This is a genomic window from Pseudomonas sp. CFBP 8758 (genome assembly GCF_014841725.1).
Lineage (GTDB): Bacteria > Pseudomonadota > Gammaproteobacteria > Pseudomonadales > Pseudomonadaceae > Aquipseudomonas > Aquipseudomonas baltica.
The window spans coordinates 1-14,368 of record NZ_JACYUK010000005.1 but is presented as its reverse complement, the minus strand read 5'-3'; the positions used below and the strand labels follow the sequence as shown (position 1 = coordinate 14,368).

Annotated in this window: 10 protein-coding genes and 1 pseudogene; 9 read left to right on the top strand and 2 right to left on the bottom strand. The window is 63.6% G+C overall.

Annotation, left to right across the window (positions count from 1 at the left end; genetic code table 11):
- Positions 1–244: 244 nt before the first annotated feature.
- The 9 genes from glnE to IFT75_RS11910 all read left to right on the top strand — a co-directional run bounded on the left by glnE (position 245) and on the right by IFT75_RS11910 (position 11,560).
- The gene (gene glnE / locus IFT75_RS11950; RefSeq protein ID WP_192054963.1) at positions 245–3,253 is read left to right on the top strand and encodes a bifunctional [glutamate--ammonia ligase]-adenylyl-L-tyrosine phosphorylase/[glutamate--ammonia-ligase] adenylyltransferase; all 3,009 of its coding nucleotides are present in this window, start codon (positions 245–247) and stop codon (positions 3,251–3,253) included.
- A gap of 212 nt (positions 3,254–3,465) precedes the next feature.
- Positions 3,466–4,515: a lipopolysaccharide heptosyltransferase II gene (gene waaF, locus IFT75_RS11945; protein WP_192054961.1), complete on the top strand. Its 1,050-nt coding sequence runs from the start codon at positions 3,466–3,468 to the stop codon at positions 4,513–4,515.
- 1 nt (position 4,516) lies between these two features.
- The gene (gene waaC / locus IFT75_RS11940; protein ID WP_192054959.1) at positions 4,517–5,581 is read left to right on the top strand and encodes a lipopolysaccharide heptosyltransferase I; all 1,065 of its coding nucleotides are present in this window, start codon (positions 4,517–4,519) and stop codon (positions 5,579–5,581) included.
- Positions 5,581–6,702, top strand: coding sequence for a glycosyltransferase family 4 protein (locus IFT75_RS11935; RefSeq protein ID WP_192054957.1), 1,122 nt, complete (start codon positions 5,581–5,583; stop codon positions 6,700–6,702). The genes waaC and IFT75_RS11935 overlap by 1 nt, the downstream gene beginning before the upstream one ends.
- Positions 6,699–7,505: a lipopolysaccharide core heptose(I) kinase RfaP gene (gene rfaP, locus IFT75_RS11930; RefSeq protein WP_192054955.1), complete on the top strand. Its 807-nt coding sequence runs from the start codon at positions 6,699–6,701 to the stop codon at positions 7,503–7,505. The genes IFT75_RS11935 and rfaP overlap by 4 nt, the downstream gene beginning before the upstream one ends.
- Entirely contained in the window at positions 7,505–8,239 is a 735-nt protein-coding gene (locus IFT75_RS11925) for a lipopolysaccharide kinase InaA family protein (protein ID WP_185794789.1), read from the top strand. Before rfaP ends, IFT75_RS11925 begins: the two co-directional genes overlap by 1 nt.
- A complete protein-coding gene (locus IFT75_RS11920; RefSeq protein ID WP_192054954.1) occupies positions 8,236–8,988 on the top strand; it encodes a lipopolysaccharide kinase InaA family protein in 753 nt (250 codons plus the stop codon). The genes IFT75_RS11925 and IFT75_RS11920 overlap by 4 nt, the downstream gene beginning before the upstream one ends.
- Positions 8,988–10,427: a lipopolysaccharide kinase InaA family protein gene (locus IFT75_RS11915; RefSeq protein WP_192054952.1), complete on the top strand. Its 1,440-nt coding sequence runs from the start codon at positions 8,988–8,990 to the stop codon at positions 10,425–10,427. The genes IFT75_RS11920 and IFT75_RS11915 overlap by 1 nt, the downstream gene beginning before the upstream one ends.
- 143 nt (positions 10,428–10,570) lie before the next feature.
- The gene (locus tag IFT75_RS11910) at positions 10,571–11,560 is read left to right on the top strand and encodes a PAAR domain-containing protein (RefSeq protein WP_192054950.1); all 990 of its coding nucleotides are present in this window, start codon (positions 10,571–10,573) and stop codon (positions 11,558–11,560) included.
- Between the two features lie 351 nt (positions 11,561–11,911).
- On the opposite strand, the gene IFT75_RS11905 is transcribed toward IFT75_RS11910, so the two are convergent.
- Together IFT75_RS11905 and IFT75_RS11900 are read right to left on the bottom strand one after the other, a co-directional pair.
- Positions 11,912–12,163 (bottom strand): DUF3077 domain-containing protein, encoded by a 252-nt coding sequence (locus IFT75_RS11905; protein ID WP_192054949.1) that lies wholly within the window; start codon positions 12,161–12,163, stop codon positions 11,912–11,914.
- A 693-nt stretch (positions 12,164–12,856) separates the two neighbouring features.
- Positions 12,857–14,368, bottom strand: a pseudogene (locus IFT75_RS11900) (hypothetical protein); the annotation flags it as partial.

Genomic DNA, 14,368 nt, shown 5'->3' with positions numbered 1-14,368 from the left:
TCATTCCCCTGCGGGCGGTGGGCAGCCGGGTAGACACAGGATACAGGCTTTTGGCCCCCTGTCCGGTTGTGGGTTGGATCGTTACCTGTGATCGAATGTATTCATCTCGGGGCTATGCGTGAGTGACTTCTGCCAAGTTCTGAAGAAATTCAGCTATTTATCACCTTTGTTCGACAGATCAGGGACAGATGAACCTGTCTATACAGACCTTTACCAGGCTCTTCACGCTGCACAAGGATAGACCATGAACCTGCCTTTGCTGGTCGAAATTCCGGCTGTTCTCACGCCTTTGGTGTCACGCAATCGCGAGTCGTTCCAGGCGGCTGTGGCGGGGGCTGAGGGCCTGTTCGCCGATCTCAGCAGCACCACGCACACTGTGGGAGCGGGCTCTGCCCGCGAAGAGCCCCCCCCAGTCACCACCCCCTTCAACTGGCCCACCGAGCGCTGGCAACAATGGGACCGCGTCACCACCGCCAGCGACTTCGTCCTGCAGCAGGCCATCCAGAACCCCGCCATGCTGCTCGGCCTCATCGCCAGCGGCGAACTCGACCGTCCCTTCAGGCCCGGTGAACTGCGCGAGCAGATCGCCCTCGCCGTGGCCCAGGCCGAGAGCGAAGACGACCTTGCCCGCATCCTGCGCCGCCAGCGCGCGCGGCAGCAGGTGCGCATCATCTGGCGCGACCTCAACCGCCTCGCCGACCTGGTGCAGACCTGCCGCGACCTGTCGGACATGGCCGACGCCTGCATCGACCAAGCCTATCAGTGGCTGTACCCGCGCCAATGCCAGCAGTTCGGTACGCCCATGGGCCGGCGCAGCGGCGAGCAGCAGCACATGGTCGTGCTGGGCATGGGCAAGCTGGGGGCAGTGGAGCTGAACCTGTCGTCCGACATCGACCTGATCTTCGGTTACCCCGAAGTCGGCGAAACCCAAGGGGTGAAACGCCCCCTCGATAACCAGGAGTTTTTCATCCGCCTCGGCCAGCGCCTGATCAAGGCCCTGGACCCGATCACCGTCGACGGTTTCGTCTTCCGCGTCGACATGCGCCTGCGCCCCTACGGCTCGTCCGGTGCCCTGGTGCTCAGCTTCAACGCGCTGGAGCAGTACTATCAGGACCAGGGCCGCGACTGGGAACGCTACGCCATGATCAAGGCGCGGGTGGTGGCCGGCGACCAGCAGGCCGGTGCGCAACTGCTCGATATGCTGCGACCGTTCGTCTATCGCCGCTACCTGGATTTCTCCGCCATCGACGCGTTGCGCACCATGAAGCAACTGATCCAGCAGGAAGTGCGGCGCAAGGGCATGGCCGACAACATCAAGCTGGGCTCGGGCGGTATCCGTGAAGTCGAATTCATCGCCCAGGCGTTCCAGTTGATCCACGGCGGGCGAGACCTGAGCCTGCAGCAGCGACCCTTGCTCAAGGTGCTGGCAACCCTGGAGGGGCAGGGCTATCTGCCTGCTGCGGTAGTGGACGAGTTGCGCGAGGGCTATGAATTCCTGCGCTACACCGAGCACGCCATCCAGGCCATCGCCGATCGGCAGACACAGATGCTGCCCGACGATGAGCGGGACCGTGCGCGCATCGCCTTCATGATGGGCTTCGCCGAATGGCCGGCTTTTCACGCGCGCCTGATGCACTGGCGCGGCCGCACCGCCTGGCACTTCGCGCAGGTGATCGCCGACCCGGACGAAGACGCCGAGAACAGCGAGGCAATGGTGATCGGCGGCGAGTGGCTGCCGCTGTGGGAGGAAACCCACGACGCCGATGCGGCCTGCCGGCAGTTGCAGGAAGCCGGTTTCAGCGACGCACGCCAGGCGCTCAAGCGTCTTGAAGACCTGCGCAGCAGCCCGCAACTTCGGGCGATGCAGCGCCTGAGCCGCGAGCGCCTGGACGCCTTCATTCCGCGCCTGCTGGCTCAGGCGGTGGAGCACGCCGACCCGGACCTGATTCTGGAACGGGTGCTGCCGCTGGTGGAAGCCGTGGCGCGGCGCTCGGCGTACCTGGTACTGCTGACGGAGAACCCCGATGCCTTGCGTCGCCTGCTGACCCTGTGCGCCGCCAGCCCATGGATCGCCGAACAGATTGCGCGTTTCCCGTTGCTGCTCGACGAACTGCTCAACGAAGCACGGCTGTTCAACCCGCCGTTGGCACCGGAGCTGGCCGCCGAGTTGCGCGAACGGCTCACGCGCATCCCCGAGGACGACCTGGAGCAGCAGATGGAAGCGCTGCGGCATTTCAAGCTGGCGCACAACCTGCGCGTGGCCGCTTCGGAAATCGCCGGCGCCTTGCCGCTGATGAAGGTCAGCGATTACCTGACCTGGCTGGCCGAAGCGATTCTTGCGCAGGTGCTAGCCCTGGCCTGGCACCAGACCGTGGCGCGCCATGGCGTGCCCAAGCGGGCCGACGGCAGTGACTGTGATCCGGCCTTCGTCATCGTCGGTTATGGCAAGGTCGGCGGCATCGAGCTGGGCCATGGCTCGGACCTGGACCTGGTGTTCATCCACGATGGCGACCCGAGCCTGGAAACCGACGGCGCCAAGCCGATCGACAGCGCCCAGTTCTTCACTCGCCTGGGCCAGCGCATCATTCACCTGCTGACTGCGCAGACCAACTCCGGCCAGCTGTACGACGTCGACATGCGCCTGCGTCCCTCCGGTGCGGCGGGGCTGCTGGTCAGCTCGGTGGCGGCGTTCTCGCGCTACCAGCAGACCGAGGCCTGGACCTGGGAGCACCAGGCGCTGGTGCGCGCCCGGGTGCTGGTAGGCTGCCGCCAGACGGGCGCCGAGTTCGAGCAGGTACGTGGCGCCGTGCTGGCCAAACCGCGCGACCTGGATACGCTGCGTGCCGAGGTCAGCGAGATGCGCGCGAAGATGCGCGACAACCTGGGGACGCGGCAGACGGCAGCAGGGCGCGGCGCCAATGCCTTCGAAGCTGGCCAGCGCTTTGACGTCAAGCAAGACGCCGGTGGTATCGTCGATATCGAATTTATGGTGCAATACGCGGCTCTGGCGTGGTCGGGCAAGCACCCGGACCTGCTGCGATACACCGACAACATTCGCATTCTCGAAGGCCTGGAAGAGGCCGGATTGTTGCCCGCCGCCGATGCGGGGTTGCTGCGCGAAGCCTACAAGGCCTACCGCTCGGCCGCTCATCGTCAGGCCCTGCAGAAGCAGGCCGGGGTGATCCCGGGCAACCAGTTCATCGATGAACGGCGCGAGGTGATGCGGATCTGGGGTGAGCTGGGGTTGAGTTGAAGGCGGTACCCACCTATTTGCCCCGTAGGAGCGGTCAGTGGCCGCGAACAGGGCTCCGCGGTTTTTCAGGCACTGCGCGGCGTCTGGTTCGCGGCCGCTGACCGCTCCTACGGGTGACCCCGATCCCTGTAGGAGCGGTCCGTGGCCGCGAACAGGCTGGCACCGAAATCCCTGGCACCACCGCACCACCCGACTGACTGTTCTGGAAAACTATGAGAATTCTGATCATTGGGCCCAGCTGGGTCGGTGACATGGTAATGGCACAGACCCTGTTCCAGAGCCTCAAGCAACGGCACCCCGACTGCCTGATCGACGTGCTGGCGCCTGAATGGAGCCGCCCGATCCTGGAGCGCATGCCCGAAGTGCGTGCGGCCTTGAGCTTTCCGCTCGGCCACGGCGCGCTCGAACTGGCCACGCGCCGGCGCATCGGTAAAAGCCTCAAGGGTCATTACGACCAGGCCATCCTGCTGCCCAACTCGTTGAAATCGGCGCTGGTGCCGTTCTTCGCCGGCATCCCCAAGCGCACCGGCTGGCGCGGCGAGTTTCGCTACGGCCTGCTCAACGACGTGCGCACCCTGGACAAGCAACGCTACCCGTTGATGATCGAGCGCTTCATGGCCCTGGCCTTCGAGCCCGGCGCCCTGTTGCCGCAGCCGTATCCGCGCCCCGAACTGCGTATCGACCCGGCCAGCCGCGACGCTGCCCTGGTCAAGTTCGGCCTGGCCCTGGATCGCCCGGTGCTCGCCCTGTGCCCCGGCGCCGAGTTCGGCGAAGCCAAGCGCTGGCCGTCCGAGCACTATGCCGAAGTGGCCGAAATCAAGATCCGTGAAGGCTGGCAGGTCTGGCTGTTCGGCTCCAAGAAAGACTTCCCGGTGGGCGAGGCGATCCGCGAGCGGCTGATTCCCGGCCTGCGCGAGGAAGCCTACAACCTGTCCGGTGAAACCGCGCTGGCCGAAGCCATCGACCTGATGTCGTGCGCCGACGCCGTGGTGTCCAACGATTCAGGCCTGATGCACGTGGCCGCCGCGCTCAACCGGCCGCTGGTGGCGGTGTACGGCTCGACCTCGCCAGGTTTCACACCCCCCCTGGCAGAAAAGGTCGAGGTGGTGCGCCTGGGTCTGGATTGCAGCCCGTGCTTCGACCGCACCTGCCGCTTCGGCCACTACAATTGCCTGCGCCTGCTGGAACCCCAGCGGGTTGCCGAGGCGTTGCAGCAGGTAGAAGGGCCGGCCACGGTCGAACTGACAGTCAAGGCGGAATGAATTGCGGGTACTGCTGATCAAGACCTCGTCCATGGGCGACGTCATTCATACCCTTCCAGCGCTGACCGACGCGGCCCGCGCCTTGCCGGGCATCCGTTTCGACTGGGTGGTGGAGGAGGGCTTCGCCGAAATCCCGAAATGGCATCCGGCCGTGGACACGGTCATTCCAGTGGCCATCCGCCGCTGGCGCAAGAACCTTTGGCAGGCCTACAAGAGCGGCGAATTCAAGCTACTGCGCCAGCGTCTGCGCGCCAACCGCTATGACTTGGTGATCGACGCCCAGGGGCTGCTCAAGAGCGCCTGGCTGACGCGTCTGGTCAAGGCCCCGGTGGCCGGGCTCGACAAGGGTTCGGCCCGCGAAGGCCTGGCCAGTCGTTTCTATCATCGGCGTTTGGCCGTCGCGCGCGGCCAGCACGCGGTCGAACGCGTGCGCCAGCTGTTCGCCCTGGCACTGGGCTATGACCTGCCCAAAGGCACCGGCGACTACGGCCTCAATCGCCTGCAGTGGCGCGACCTGATTCCCGGCCCGGCGTTCGTGGTGTTTCTGCACGGCACCACCTGGGACACCAAGCACTGGCCGGAAGCCTACTGGCGCGAGCTGGCCGAACGCTTGGGACATGCCCACATCCAGGTGCGATTGCCATGGGGCAGCGACAGCGAACGCGAACGCGCGCAACGCATTGCCGCAGGCCTGAAGAACTGTGTGGTGCTGCCTCGGTTGAACCTGGCCGGGATGGCGCAGACCTTGGCCGAAGCCCGCGCCTGCGTGGCGGTCGACACTGGCCTTGGCCACCTGGCCGCCGCCCTCGACGTGCCGACCATCTCCCTGTTCGGCCCGACCAACGTTGGCCTGACCGGCGCCTACGGTCGTGGCCAGATCCACCTGGCCAGCGATTTCCCACCCTGCGCGCCGTGCATGCAGAAAACCTGTACCTACCAGCCGACGCCGGATGACCAGCGTCGGTTCGATCTCAAACGCGAGTGGCCGCTGTGTTTCACCCGGCTCGACCCCGAGCGCGTGGCAAGCCGACTGAGCACCGTGTTACTGGCCGAGGATCTTCGCTGATGCAACTGGCATTCGTGCTCTACAAGTATTTTCCCTTTGGTGGCTTGCAGCGCGATTTCATGCGCATTGCCCTGGAGTGCCAGCGCCGTGGCCACGGCATCCGCGTCTACACGCTGATCTGGGAAGGCGAGGTGCCCGAAGGTTTCGAGGTGCACGTCGCGCCGGTCAAGGCGTTCTTCAACCATCGGCGCAACGAGAAGCTGCTGAGCTGGATGCAGGCCGACCTGGCCAGGCGCCCGGTCGATCGCCTGATCGGCTTCAACAAGATGCCCGGCCTGGACGTCTACTACGCGGCCGACGGCTGCTACGAAGACAAAGCACAGAACCTGCGCCATTCGCTGTACCGCTACTGGGGGCGCTACAAGCATTTCGCCGACTACGAGCGCGCGGTGTTCGGGCGCGATGCGAAAACTGAAATCCTGATGATTTCCGAGGTCCAGCAACCGCTGTTCATCAAGCATTACGACACCCCGCTGGCACGCTTTCACCTGCTGCCGCCGGGCATCGCCCACGACCGTCGCGCGCCGCCGGACGCGGCGCTGATCCGCGCCGAATTCCGTGGCGAATTCATGCTCGAGGACGACGAGCTGCTGTTGGTGCAGATCGGCTCCGGCTTCAAGACCAAGGGCGTGGACCGCAGCCTCAAGGCCATGGCGGCCTTGCCGGCAGCGCTGCGCAAGCGCGTGCGGCTGATGGTCATTGGCCAGGACGACCCCAAGCTGTTCCAGATGCAGGGCGCAGCGCTCGGCCTGGGCGACCGGGTGCAGTTCCTCAAGGGCCGCAGTGACATTCCGCGCTTCCTGCTCGGCGCCGACGTGCTGATTCACCCTGCCTACAACGAGAACACCGGCACCGTGCTGCTCGAAGCCGCCGTGGCCGGCCTGCCGGTGCTGGTGTCGGCGGTGTGTGGCTATGCCCATTACATCGCCGAGGCCGACGCCGGGCTGGTGCTCAGCGAGCCCTTCGAGCAGGAAGAGCTCAACCGCTACCTGCAGCGCATGCTCGAGGACGACAGCGCCCGCGCGGCCTGGTCGGCCAATGGCCTGGCCTTCGCCGACAGCGCCGACATCTACAGCATGCCCGAGCATGCCGCCGACGTTATCCTGGAGGCGCGACCATGAAGCTGGTGCTCGACGAGCCGTTCAAGACGCTGTGGGCCGGGCGCGATCCGTTCGTGGCCGTCGAAGCGCTGCAAGGTGAAGTGTTCCGCGAGCTCGAGGCGCGCCGTACGCTGCGCACCGAAGTCGATGGCAAGGGCTATTTCGTCAAGATCCACCGTGGCGTCGGCTGGGCGGAAATCACCAAGAACCTGCTTACCGCCAAGCTTCCGGTGCTTGGCGCCGGCCAGGAGTGGAAGGCCATCCAGCGCCTGCGCGAGGCCGGCGTGCCGAGCATGACGGCAGTGGCCTACGGCGAGCGCGGCAGCAACCCGGCCGATCAGCATTCGTTCATCATCACCGAAGAGCTGGCGCCTACCATCGACCTGGAAGTGCTGAGCCTGAACTGGGCCAAGCAGCCGCCGCAACCGGCGCTCAAGCGCGCACTGATCGCCGAAGTGGCGCGCATGGTCGGCATGATGCACCGCGCCGGCGTGAACCACCGCGACTGCTACATCTGCCACTTTCTGCTGCACACCGACAAGCCGGTCAAGGCCGACGATTTCAAGCTCTCGGTGATCGATCTGCACCGTGCCCAGGTCCGTCCGCGCATCACTCGCCGCTGGCGCGACAAGGACCTCGCCGCGCTGTATTTTTCGGCGCTGGACATTGGCCTGACGCGCCGCGACAAGCTGCGCTTCCTGCGTGACTATTTTCAATGGCCCCTGCGCCGCGTGCTCAAGGAAGAAGCCGTACTACTCGGCTGGCTCGACGGCAAGGCGAACAAATTGTACGACCGCAAATTGCGCTACGGGGATGCTCTCTGATGGCGGGTTGGAACCTGGAAGCGGGCTACGAGCACCTGCAGGCCGACTTCGGCAGCCTGGACAGCGTGTTCGCCCTCACCGGCGAGCGCCTGACCCGCGACCCGTTGTCCGAGGTGATTCGCGTGCAGCGCAGTGGGGTCAACTATTACGTCAAACGCTACGTGGGTGCCGGCAAGGGCCTGCGCGCACACCTGGGCAAGCCAAGGGTGAGGGCCGAATGGCAGAACCTCAAGCGCTTCGCCAAGTGGGGCATTCCCACTGCCGAAGTGGTGGCCTGGGGCCTGGAACGCAACGGTGCCAGCTATGACCGCGGAGCGCTGATCACCCGCGAACTGCCCAACACCCAAGACCTGCACCAACTGGCGCTGAGCGACGATCCGCGGTTGCGCAACCGGGCCTGGGTCGACCACATCAGCCGGCAGCTGGCACAGCACACGCGCACGCTGCATGACAACCACTTCACCCACAACGATCTGAAGTGGCGCAACCTGCTGGTGGACGACAAGGACGTGCTGTACTTCATCGACTGTCCCAATGGTGCGTTCTGGCGCAGCTTCATGTTGCGCTATCGCATCATCAAGGACCTCGCCTGCCTGGACAAACTGGGCAAGAGCGAACTGTCCAACACCCAGCGCCTGCGCTTCTACCTGCAGTACCGCCGCCGCGAAAAGCTCAATGCCTCGGACAAGCTGCGCGTGCGCAAAATCGTCAAATTCTTCGAGGGCCGCGAATGAGCGACTTCATCGCCAGCGAGGAGCGAGCCTTGCTCGAGCGCCACGGGCTGGCCACATTCGATGCACTGTGGAACCTGCAACTGGACGCCGTGGACGAACCCAACACCGGCCGTGGCGGCTGGAGCAGCGTGTATCGGCTGGACCTGGAAGGCCGTGGTTTCTACCTCAAGCGGCAGAGCAACTATTTGACCCGTACCCTGGCCCGGCCCTTCGGCGAGCCAACCTTCGCCCGCGAGTTTCGCAACATCAGCCGCTATCGCAAGCAGGGCATCCCGGCGTTGCAGGCGGTGTTCTACGGTCAGCGCCAGGTTCAGGGTGAAACCCGTGCCATGCTCATGACCCGCGCTCTGGACGGCTGGTCCGACCTCGAAGCGGTGCTGCAGCAGTGGCCGACCCTGGCCCCCGAAGAGCGCCGCGCAGTGCTGGTGTCGTGCGGCGAGCTGGGGCGCATCCTGCATTCGGCGGGGCAGGTGCACGGCTGCTTCTACCCCAAGCACATTTTTTTGCGCGCCACGGCCAGCGGCTACCAGGCGCAATTGATTGACCTGGAAAAGACTCGCCCGCTGCTGTTCGGCCAGCGCGACCGCGCCAAGGACCTCGAACCGTTGCTGCGCCGGGCACCGCGCTGGCAGGCCGCCGACATTCGCGTTTTGCTCGCCGCGTACTTGGCCCAGCCCGAAACCAGCCCTCTGGTCGATGCCTGGCTTCAACGTTTGAGCCGCCGTCGCAACCACAAGGAAGGCCGCTGATGCGCCTGTCTGAACTGACCCAAGCCGGCCGCACTCCCGCGTTGCCCCTGAGCATCACCCTGGCTGACGCCGCCGGCCCCGCCGAGCTGCAACTGCTGACCCTGTTGCGCGTGCTGCCCGGCCAGCGTTGCGTCGGTGCCGGTATCTGGCGCGGCCGCACGGTGCTCGCCAAACTGCTGGTCGGCAGCAAGGCTGCCCGGCATTTCCAGCGCGAACTGGAAGGCGTGCGCCTGCTGGCCGAACAACACCTCACCACCCCGCAACTGCTCGCCGACGGCCTGCAGGAAGGCGAGGGCGGCTGGCTGCTGTTCGAGTACCTGGAAAACGCCCAGAGCCTGGCCGACGACTGGACCCGTGTGGAAACCCTGCCGCCCCTGGCCGACGAACAGACCGCCGTGCTTGGTGACGCGCTCGGCGTTATCGGCCAGATGCACGGCAAGGGCCTGTGGCAGCAAGACCTGCACCTGGACAACCTGCTGCGCCACAACGGTCAGGTGTTCCTCATCGACGGCGCCGGCATCCAGGCCGAAGAGGCCGGCAAGCCCCTGTCGCGGCAAAAGGTCCTGGAAAACCTTGGCGTTTTCTTCGCCCAATTGCCCAAGCACCTCGAGCCCTTCACCGAAGAGCTGCTGGTGTATTACCTGCTGGCCAATGGCGAGCACGGCCTGCCCATGGAAGCCCTGCAAAAGCAGATCGACAAGGTCCGCGCCTGGCGCCTGAAGGACTATCTGAGCAAAGTGGGCCGCGAATGCAGCCTGTTCAGTGTGCAGGACAGCGCGTCTGGCCTGCGCGCCGTACGCCGAGAAGAAGAAGCGGCCATCCTGCCCGTGCTGGAGCAGGCCGACGCCCTGCTCGAACAAGGCCATGTCTACAAGACCGGTGGCGCCGCCACGGTCGGCCGCGTGCACAGCCAAGGCCGCGACCTGCTGATCAAACGCTACAACATCAAGAACCTGCTGCACTGGGGCAAGCGCTTCTGGCGCCCGAGCCGCGCCTGGCATTCGTGGGTCGAGGGCAATCGCCTGCTGTTCCTCGGCATCGCTACCCCCAAGCCGCTCGGTGTGCTGGAAAAGCGCGTGCTGTGGCTGCGTCGCGAAGCCTACCTGGTGACTGAACACCTGGGCGGCCCGGACCTGATCGAAGCCTTCGCCGCCCATGTCGACACGGGTGACGTTCCCGAGGTTCAGCTCCAGGCCCTGGACCAGCTGTTCACCGACCTGATCCGCGAACGCATCAGCCACGGCGACCTCAAGGGCCACAACCTGTTCTGGAACGACGGCCGCTGGGCCCTGATCGACCTCGACGCCATGCAGCAACACGCCAGCGACAGCAGCTTCGCCCCTGCCCACCAGCGTGACCGTGAACGGTTGCTGCGCAACTGGCCGGACGGCAGTGCCCTGCGTGTGCTGCTGGATCAGCGTTTGCCCCGAGAAATGTAGCCGCAACGTACGTCGCGCACGGAATTCAGGACTCTTCCTGCATCTGCGTCGGATGGGTCCTACAGACGTACTTCCACAACTCCCGGAAACTCCTGTCGCTTGGCGGCCCTGCGTGGGCCAGCGGCAGAGCAGGGGGTTTGGACATGAAACTGGGCTACTTCATCCGGTTGGGCGACAAGACATCGTGTGGCGGCACGGTCCTTGGTGGCGAGCGGGGCGTCACCCTGCTCGGCGTTCCGCGTTCGCGCGAAGGCGATCGCGTGTCCTGCGGAAAAAGCACCGGCGAGTTCCACATCGTCGGCGGCGTCGAGCAGCTCAAGAGCAACGGTCGACGCGTTGCCGGCAGCCTCGACAGCACCAGCAGCTGTGCCTGCAACGCCCTGCTGATCCCGTCGTCGTTCAGTACCCAGTACGAGTCATCGAAAAAGGTCAAAGCGCGACATACCATAATGCCGCGGCCCAGCGCCGTGCAGAATTGTGGCCATCCGGACCAGCTGCTGTCGATCACCACCTACATGGCCGGCGAGATCAATCGCAACGTCCGCCACGCCGTCGTGAGCAAGATCAAGCAATTCAACCGCTACGATGCAACCAGCGCCATGCGCACCTACCAAGCGCTGCCGTGGCACGCACGTTGGTGGGTGCGCAATCCACAGCAGGTGGCCAGGGCCTGCAAGGACGAAGCAGTGGCCCTGTGGGTCGAGCAGATGGACGAAAACCGCGAGTGGAACTACCGCGCCAAAGTCGCGCAACTGCAGAGTTCCTCCTGGCACAAGCAAGGGCAATATCTGTATCACGTCGGTCTCTGGGGCGGTATTCACTACGGATACCTGGGCATGGCTGCAGGCTTTCGCCCAGGCGTACTGATCGACGGCATCGACGCGCAGACGCCTTTGCAACAGCGCACCTTGCGCCACTGGCACACGCCCGCCGAACGGCTGGCAATCAACATCGGCGTAGCGTTGTACCAGCGTCACCCCGAAGGCTTGCTCACGGCCAAGGCCATGATCAATGCAGTGCTCGCTGCCGAGCAGGAGAACTGGGGCACGGGAAGACGCGAGCATCGCTGCGCTGCTCGCGTCAGACAGCCCGCCGCGTCGGTTCAAGCCTTGCTCTCGGTGCCAACCCTGTAGGCAGTCTTGCTCGCGCAGCTGCTTAAGCTAGGCCTCGCCGACCACGCTGCTCAGCTTTGACATCGAAGGTATCTTCAGGCACACCATGCTGCGTTTTCGCACGACGAAGTTGTGGTTGAACCCTGGCTCGCTCGGATCGTCGGGCGCGGTGATCGGGCATGGTGGGCGGCGAAAGGCGAGGATTATAGCGTAATACGCCACCACCCAACACCGGGGCAAAAGTAGCGGCCGCGGCGCTACCGCGCCACCACCCACCAGCCCCCGCGCGCCCTTTGTGGGATCGGGCTCTGCCCACGAGGAGGCCAGCCCTGACCCCACACACCCCAGACAAATCTCCCACAGAACCTTGAATCAATCCTGCGGTACCCGCAACGAAGCCACCACCGCCTGCGCATGCTCGATGCAATGCAACGTCACGCCCAGCAAACTCCGATCCGGCGCATCCCACAACTCATTCGCCGTCAGTTGCGCGCATTCCAGCAACACTCCCAGTTGCGCCAGTGCCTCCTCCAGCGCAATACCAGCATTCACGCTGAACAACGCCGGTTTATCCGACCCACACGCCCCTACCGGCACACTGCAGGTTTGAATGATTTCCACCATGGTCAATTTCCCTTTCAACATCAATGGGAAGCACGAGCGGCCGTCCCGCTTACGCGTTACAACCTTCAGTCCCGTCGCTCGGACTGCCAACAGCAAGGCTTCGGCGGCGCTGGCATCTGTGCGTTGCGACGAGTAGCCACGGTGTGGCCATCGACATGTTCGGAGATGCCTGGGTAATGAAACGAAGGCTGATCGGGCGGGAGTGGAACGATGGGGGGATCGGGGGTCGGCTTGACCATGGTGGAGCTCCTGACATGAGTGGAGTCCGCCACATTCGTGACCAAACGAGTGGGTGGCGGACAGTACGCAGGTTGGTCAACCGGGATGTCAGGCACCCGGCGTGCTCGAAAGCACCCCTGGCATCGGCCGCCATCAAGCCTGCTGCGGACAAAATACCGCCTGCACGCAGAATGCGGCGTGTGCGCGCCCGACATAGCTGGATAACCACGCCTGGCCGCTGATTCGCAAGCTACCTGGTCAACCTATTCATTTCGCCATCCAAGGCCAATATCCGTGTACTAAGTAGTACGCGTTAGCAATGAAGTTCACGTTTTAACACGTTGCAAATACCGTAGTGGAGTTTACAGCTATCTTGGAAGTACATCTCTGTGCGTGTAAGGCGTACTTCACTTTTCTCGCAGGACCATGGGTTTGGATGAATCACCATATGCTAGCCGCCTCAACATAGCCTAGCTAGCCCACAGTGATATTGTCCAGCCTAAAGAGTACGCCAGGGGCCTCGAAACTAATGTCTTTAATTCTGTTGCTTATGTTTGCTTGTGCAAATTCTCTCCAGCTGTTGCCGGTAATAGGAAACTGTAGATAACGTCCATCTTCATAGCCTACAGACAAGTATACCGTGCCTGGAGTGCTAAATCCAAACTTCAGCCTCGTCGTTGGAATATGCATCCTAATAATTGTGAAATCCCCTCTTTCTGGTTTTTCAAAATGTTTACCCGTAATGTGCGGAGCTCCTGGGTAAGTATTAGAAATGCGGCCCGCTGTTATAGTGCAAGGACCTAAGTCAGTAACACCTGCCAAATCACCTAACGGCAAATCTTCGAAATCAATAACACCCGGTTGTGTTGGATAGCCCTCTCCAACCTCCAAGGAGACCGGATCGGACGTTGTATAAAGGCCTCCATCCGTCAGTGCAACCTTGTACTCAAAGGTTACCGCCTGATTGATACTTTTCAAGACCTCAGCCTTACTAACTACAAACTCCATAACGTCACTAGCATCCGTCACCTGCTGCCTATCTGTAACTTCCTTGGATCCACCCTGCCCATTGAACACTACAGACACCCACTGACTCACTGCCCGTCCTCCAAAAACCGGAACTTGCACCACCACCCCATTCCCCGGAATGGTGTCTGGATCCAATATTCCATTCACCGCTCCCACCACCGTTGGCGCAATCAAATCCAGATTCACAGTAGCCATGACAACCTCTCCTTCAGGAAATAAGGTAGCGGACGCCTCGACAGCGCCCCCAGTCAGATCAACTTTCAGTTCAAGACGCAGCGTCGAAGCGTTTTCCAGCCTCAGCAGTTGAGGGCGTTCCAGCACTCGGCGGATACCCGTTGCTACCTCGGCCGGTTGTACCGCATAAGGTGTCGACAAGCGCTCGGTGTAGATGCTGCCATCGTCGCGAATGCCTTTGGCCAACAACCAGAACGTTTGCCCCGCTGCAATCAGCGGCCAGGGCGCCACAATCACCGTGGCGTTGCCTGCGGTGATGTTCAAATCCAGCACGGCGGGTGTTCCGCTAGCTTCTGCCACAACGGGCGCAGGCAGATCGCCTGCGGCAAAGTCCGCGACACGCAGGGTCAATACCGCGGACAGAGGGGTGACCACACCGCCCTGCATCACCGCATAGAACACTGTTACCGTCCTGCCCCGCGAGGCCGCCAGCACGGCAGGGGGCACACTCGCCTGCGCTTCGCCTGCAGCACTGACTGGGATCCAGGCAAGGAGTTGATCCACATCGCCTGGCAGACGCCAGAAGGGAGCCACGGTGTCGCCGATCCGCAACCGACTGTCGCGCAGCACGAAGTTGGCGATATTGCCTTGCCCGTCTGCGACCGGATTCCAGACAGTGACGGGGCCGCCAGAAGCGTCATGCACCTCGGGCGCCGGCCAGGTCTGGCTCGCGGCATCCTGCACCGAGATCAGCACGCTGTCGGAAACGCCCGTGGCTCCCGC

Coding starts and splice junctions, on each gene's coding strand:
- waaF (WP_192054961.1), top strand. CDS start 3,466: ATGAGAATTCTGATCATTGGGCCCAGCTGGGTCGGTGACATGGTAATG.
- IFT75_RS11915 (WP_192054952.1), top strand. CDS start 8,988: ATGCGCCTGTCTGAACTGACCCAAGCCGGCCGCACTCCCGCGTTGCCC.
- IFT75_RS11920 (WP_192054954.1), top strand. CDS start 8,236: ATGAGCGACTTCATCGCCAGCGAGGAGCGAGCCTTGCTCGAGCGCCAC.
- IFT75_RS11910 (WP_192054950.1), top strand. CDS start 10,571: ATGAAACTGGGCTACTTCATCCGGTTGGGCGACAAGACATCGTGTGGC.
- glnE (WP_192054963.1), top strand. CDS start 245: ATGAACCTGCCTTTGCTGGTCGAAATTCCGGCTGTTCTCACGCCTTTG.
- IFT75_RS11935 (WP_192054957.1), top strand. CDS start 5,581: ATGCAACTGGCATTCGTGCTCTACAAGTATTTTCCCTTTGGTGGCTTG.
- IFT75_RS11905 (WP_192054949.1), bottom strand. CDS start 12,163: ATGGTGGAAATCATTCAAACCTGCAGTGTGCCGGTAGGGGCGTGTGGG.
- IFT75_RS11925 (WP_185794789.1), top strand. CDS start 7,505: ATGGCGGGTTGGAACCTGGAAGCGGGCTACGAGCACCTGCAGGCCGAC.
- rfaP (WP_192054955.1), top strand. CDS start 6,699: ATGAAGCTGGTGCTCGACGAGCCGTTCAAGACGCTGTGGGCCGGGCGC.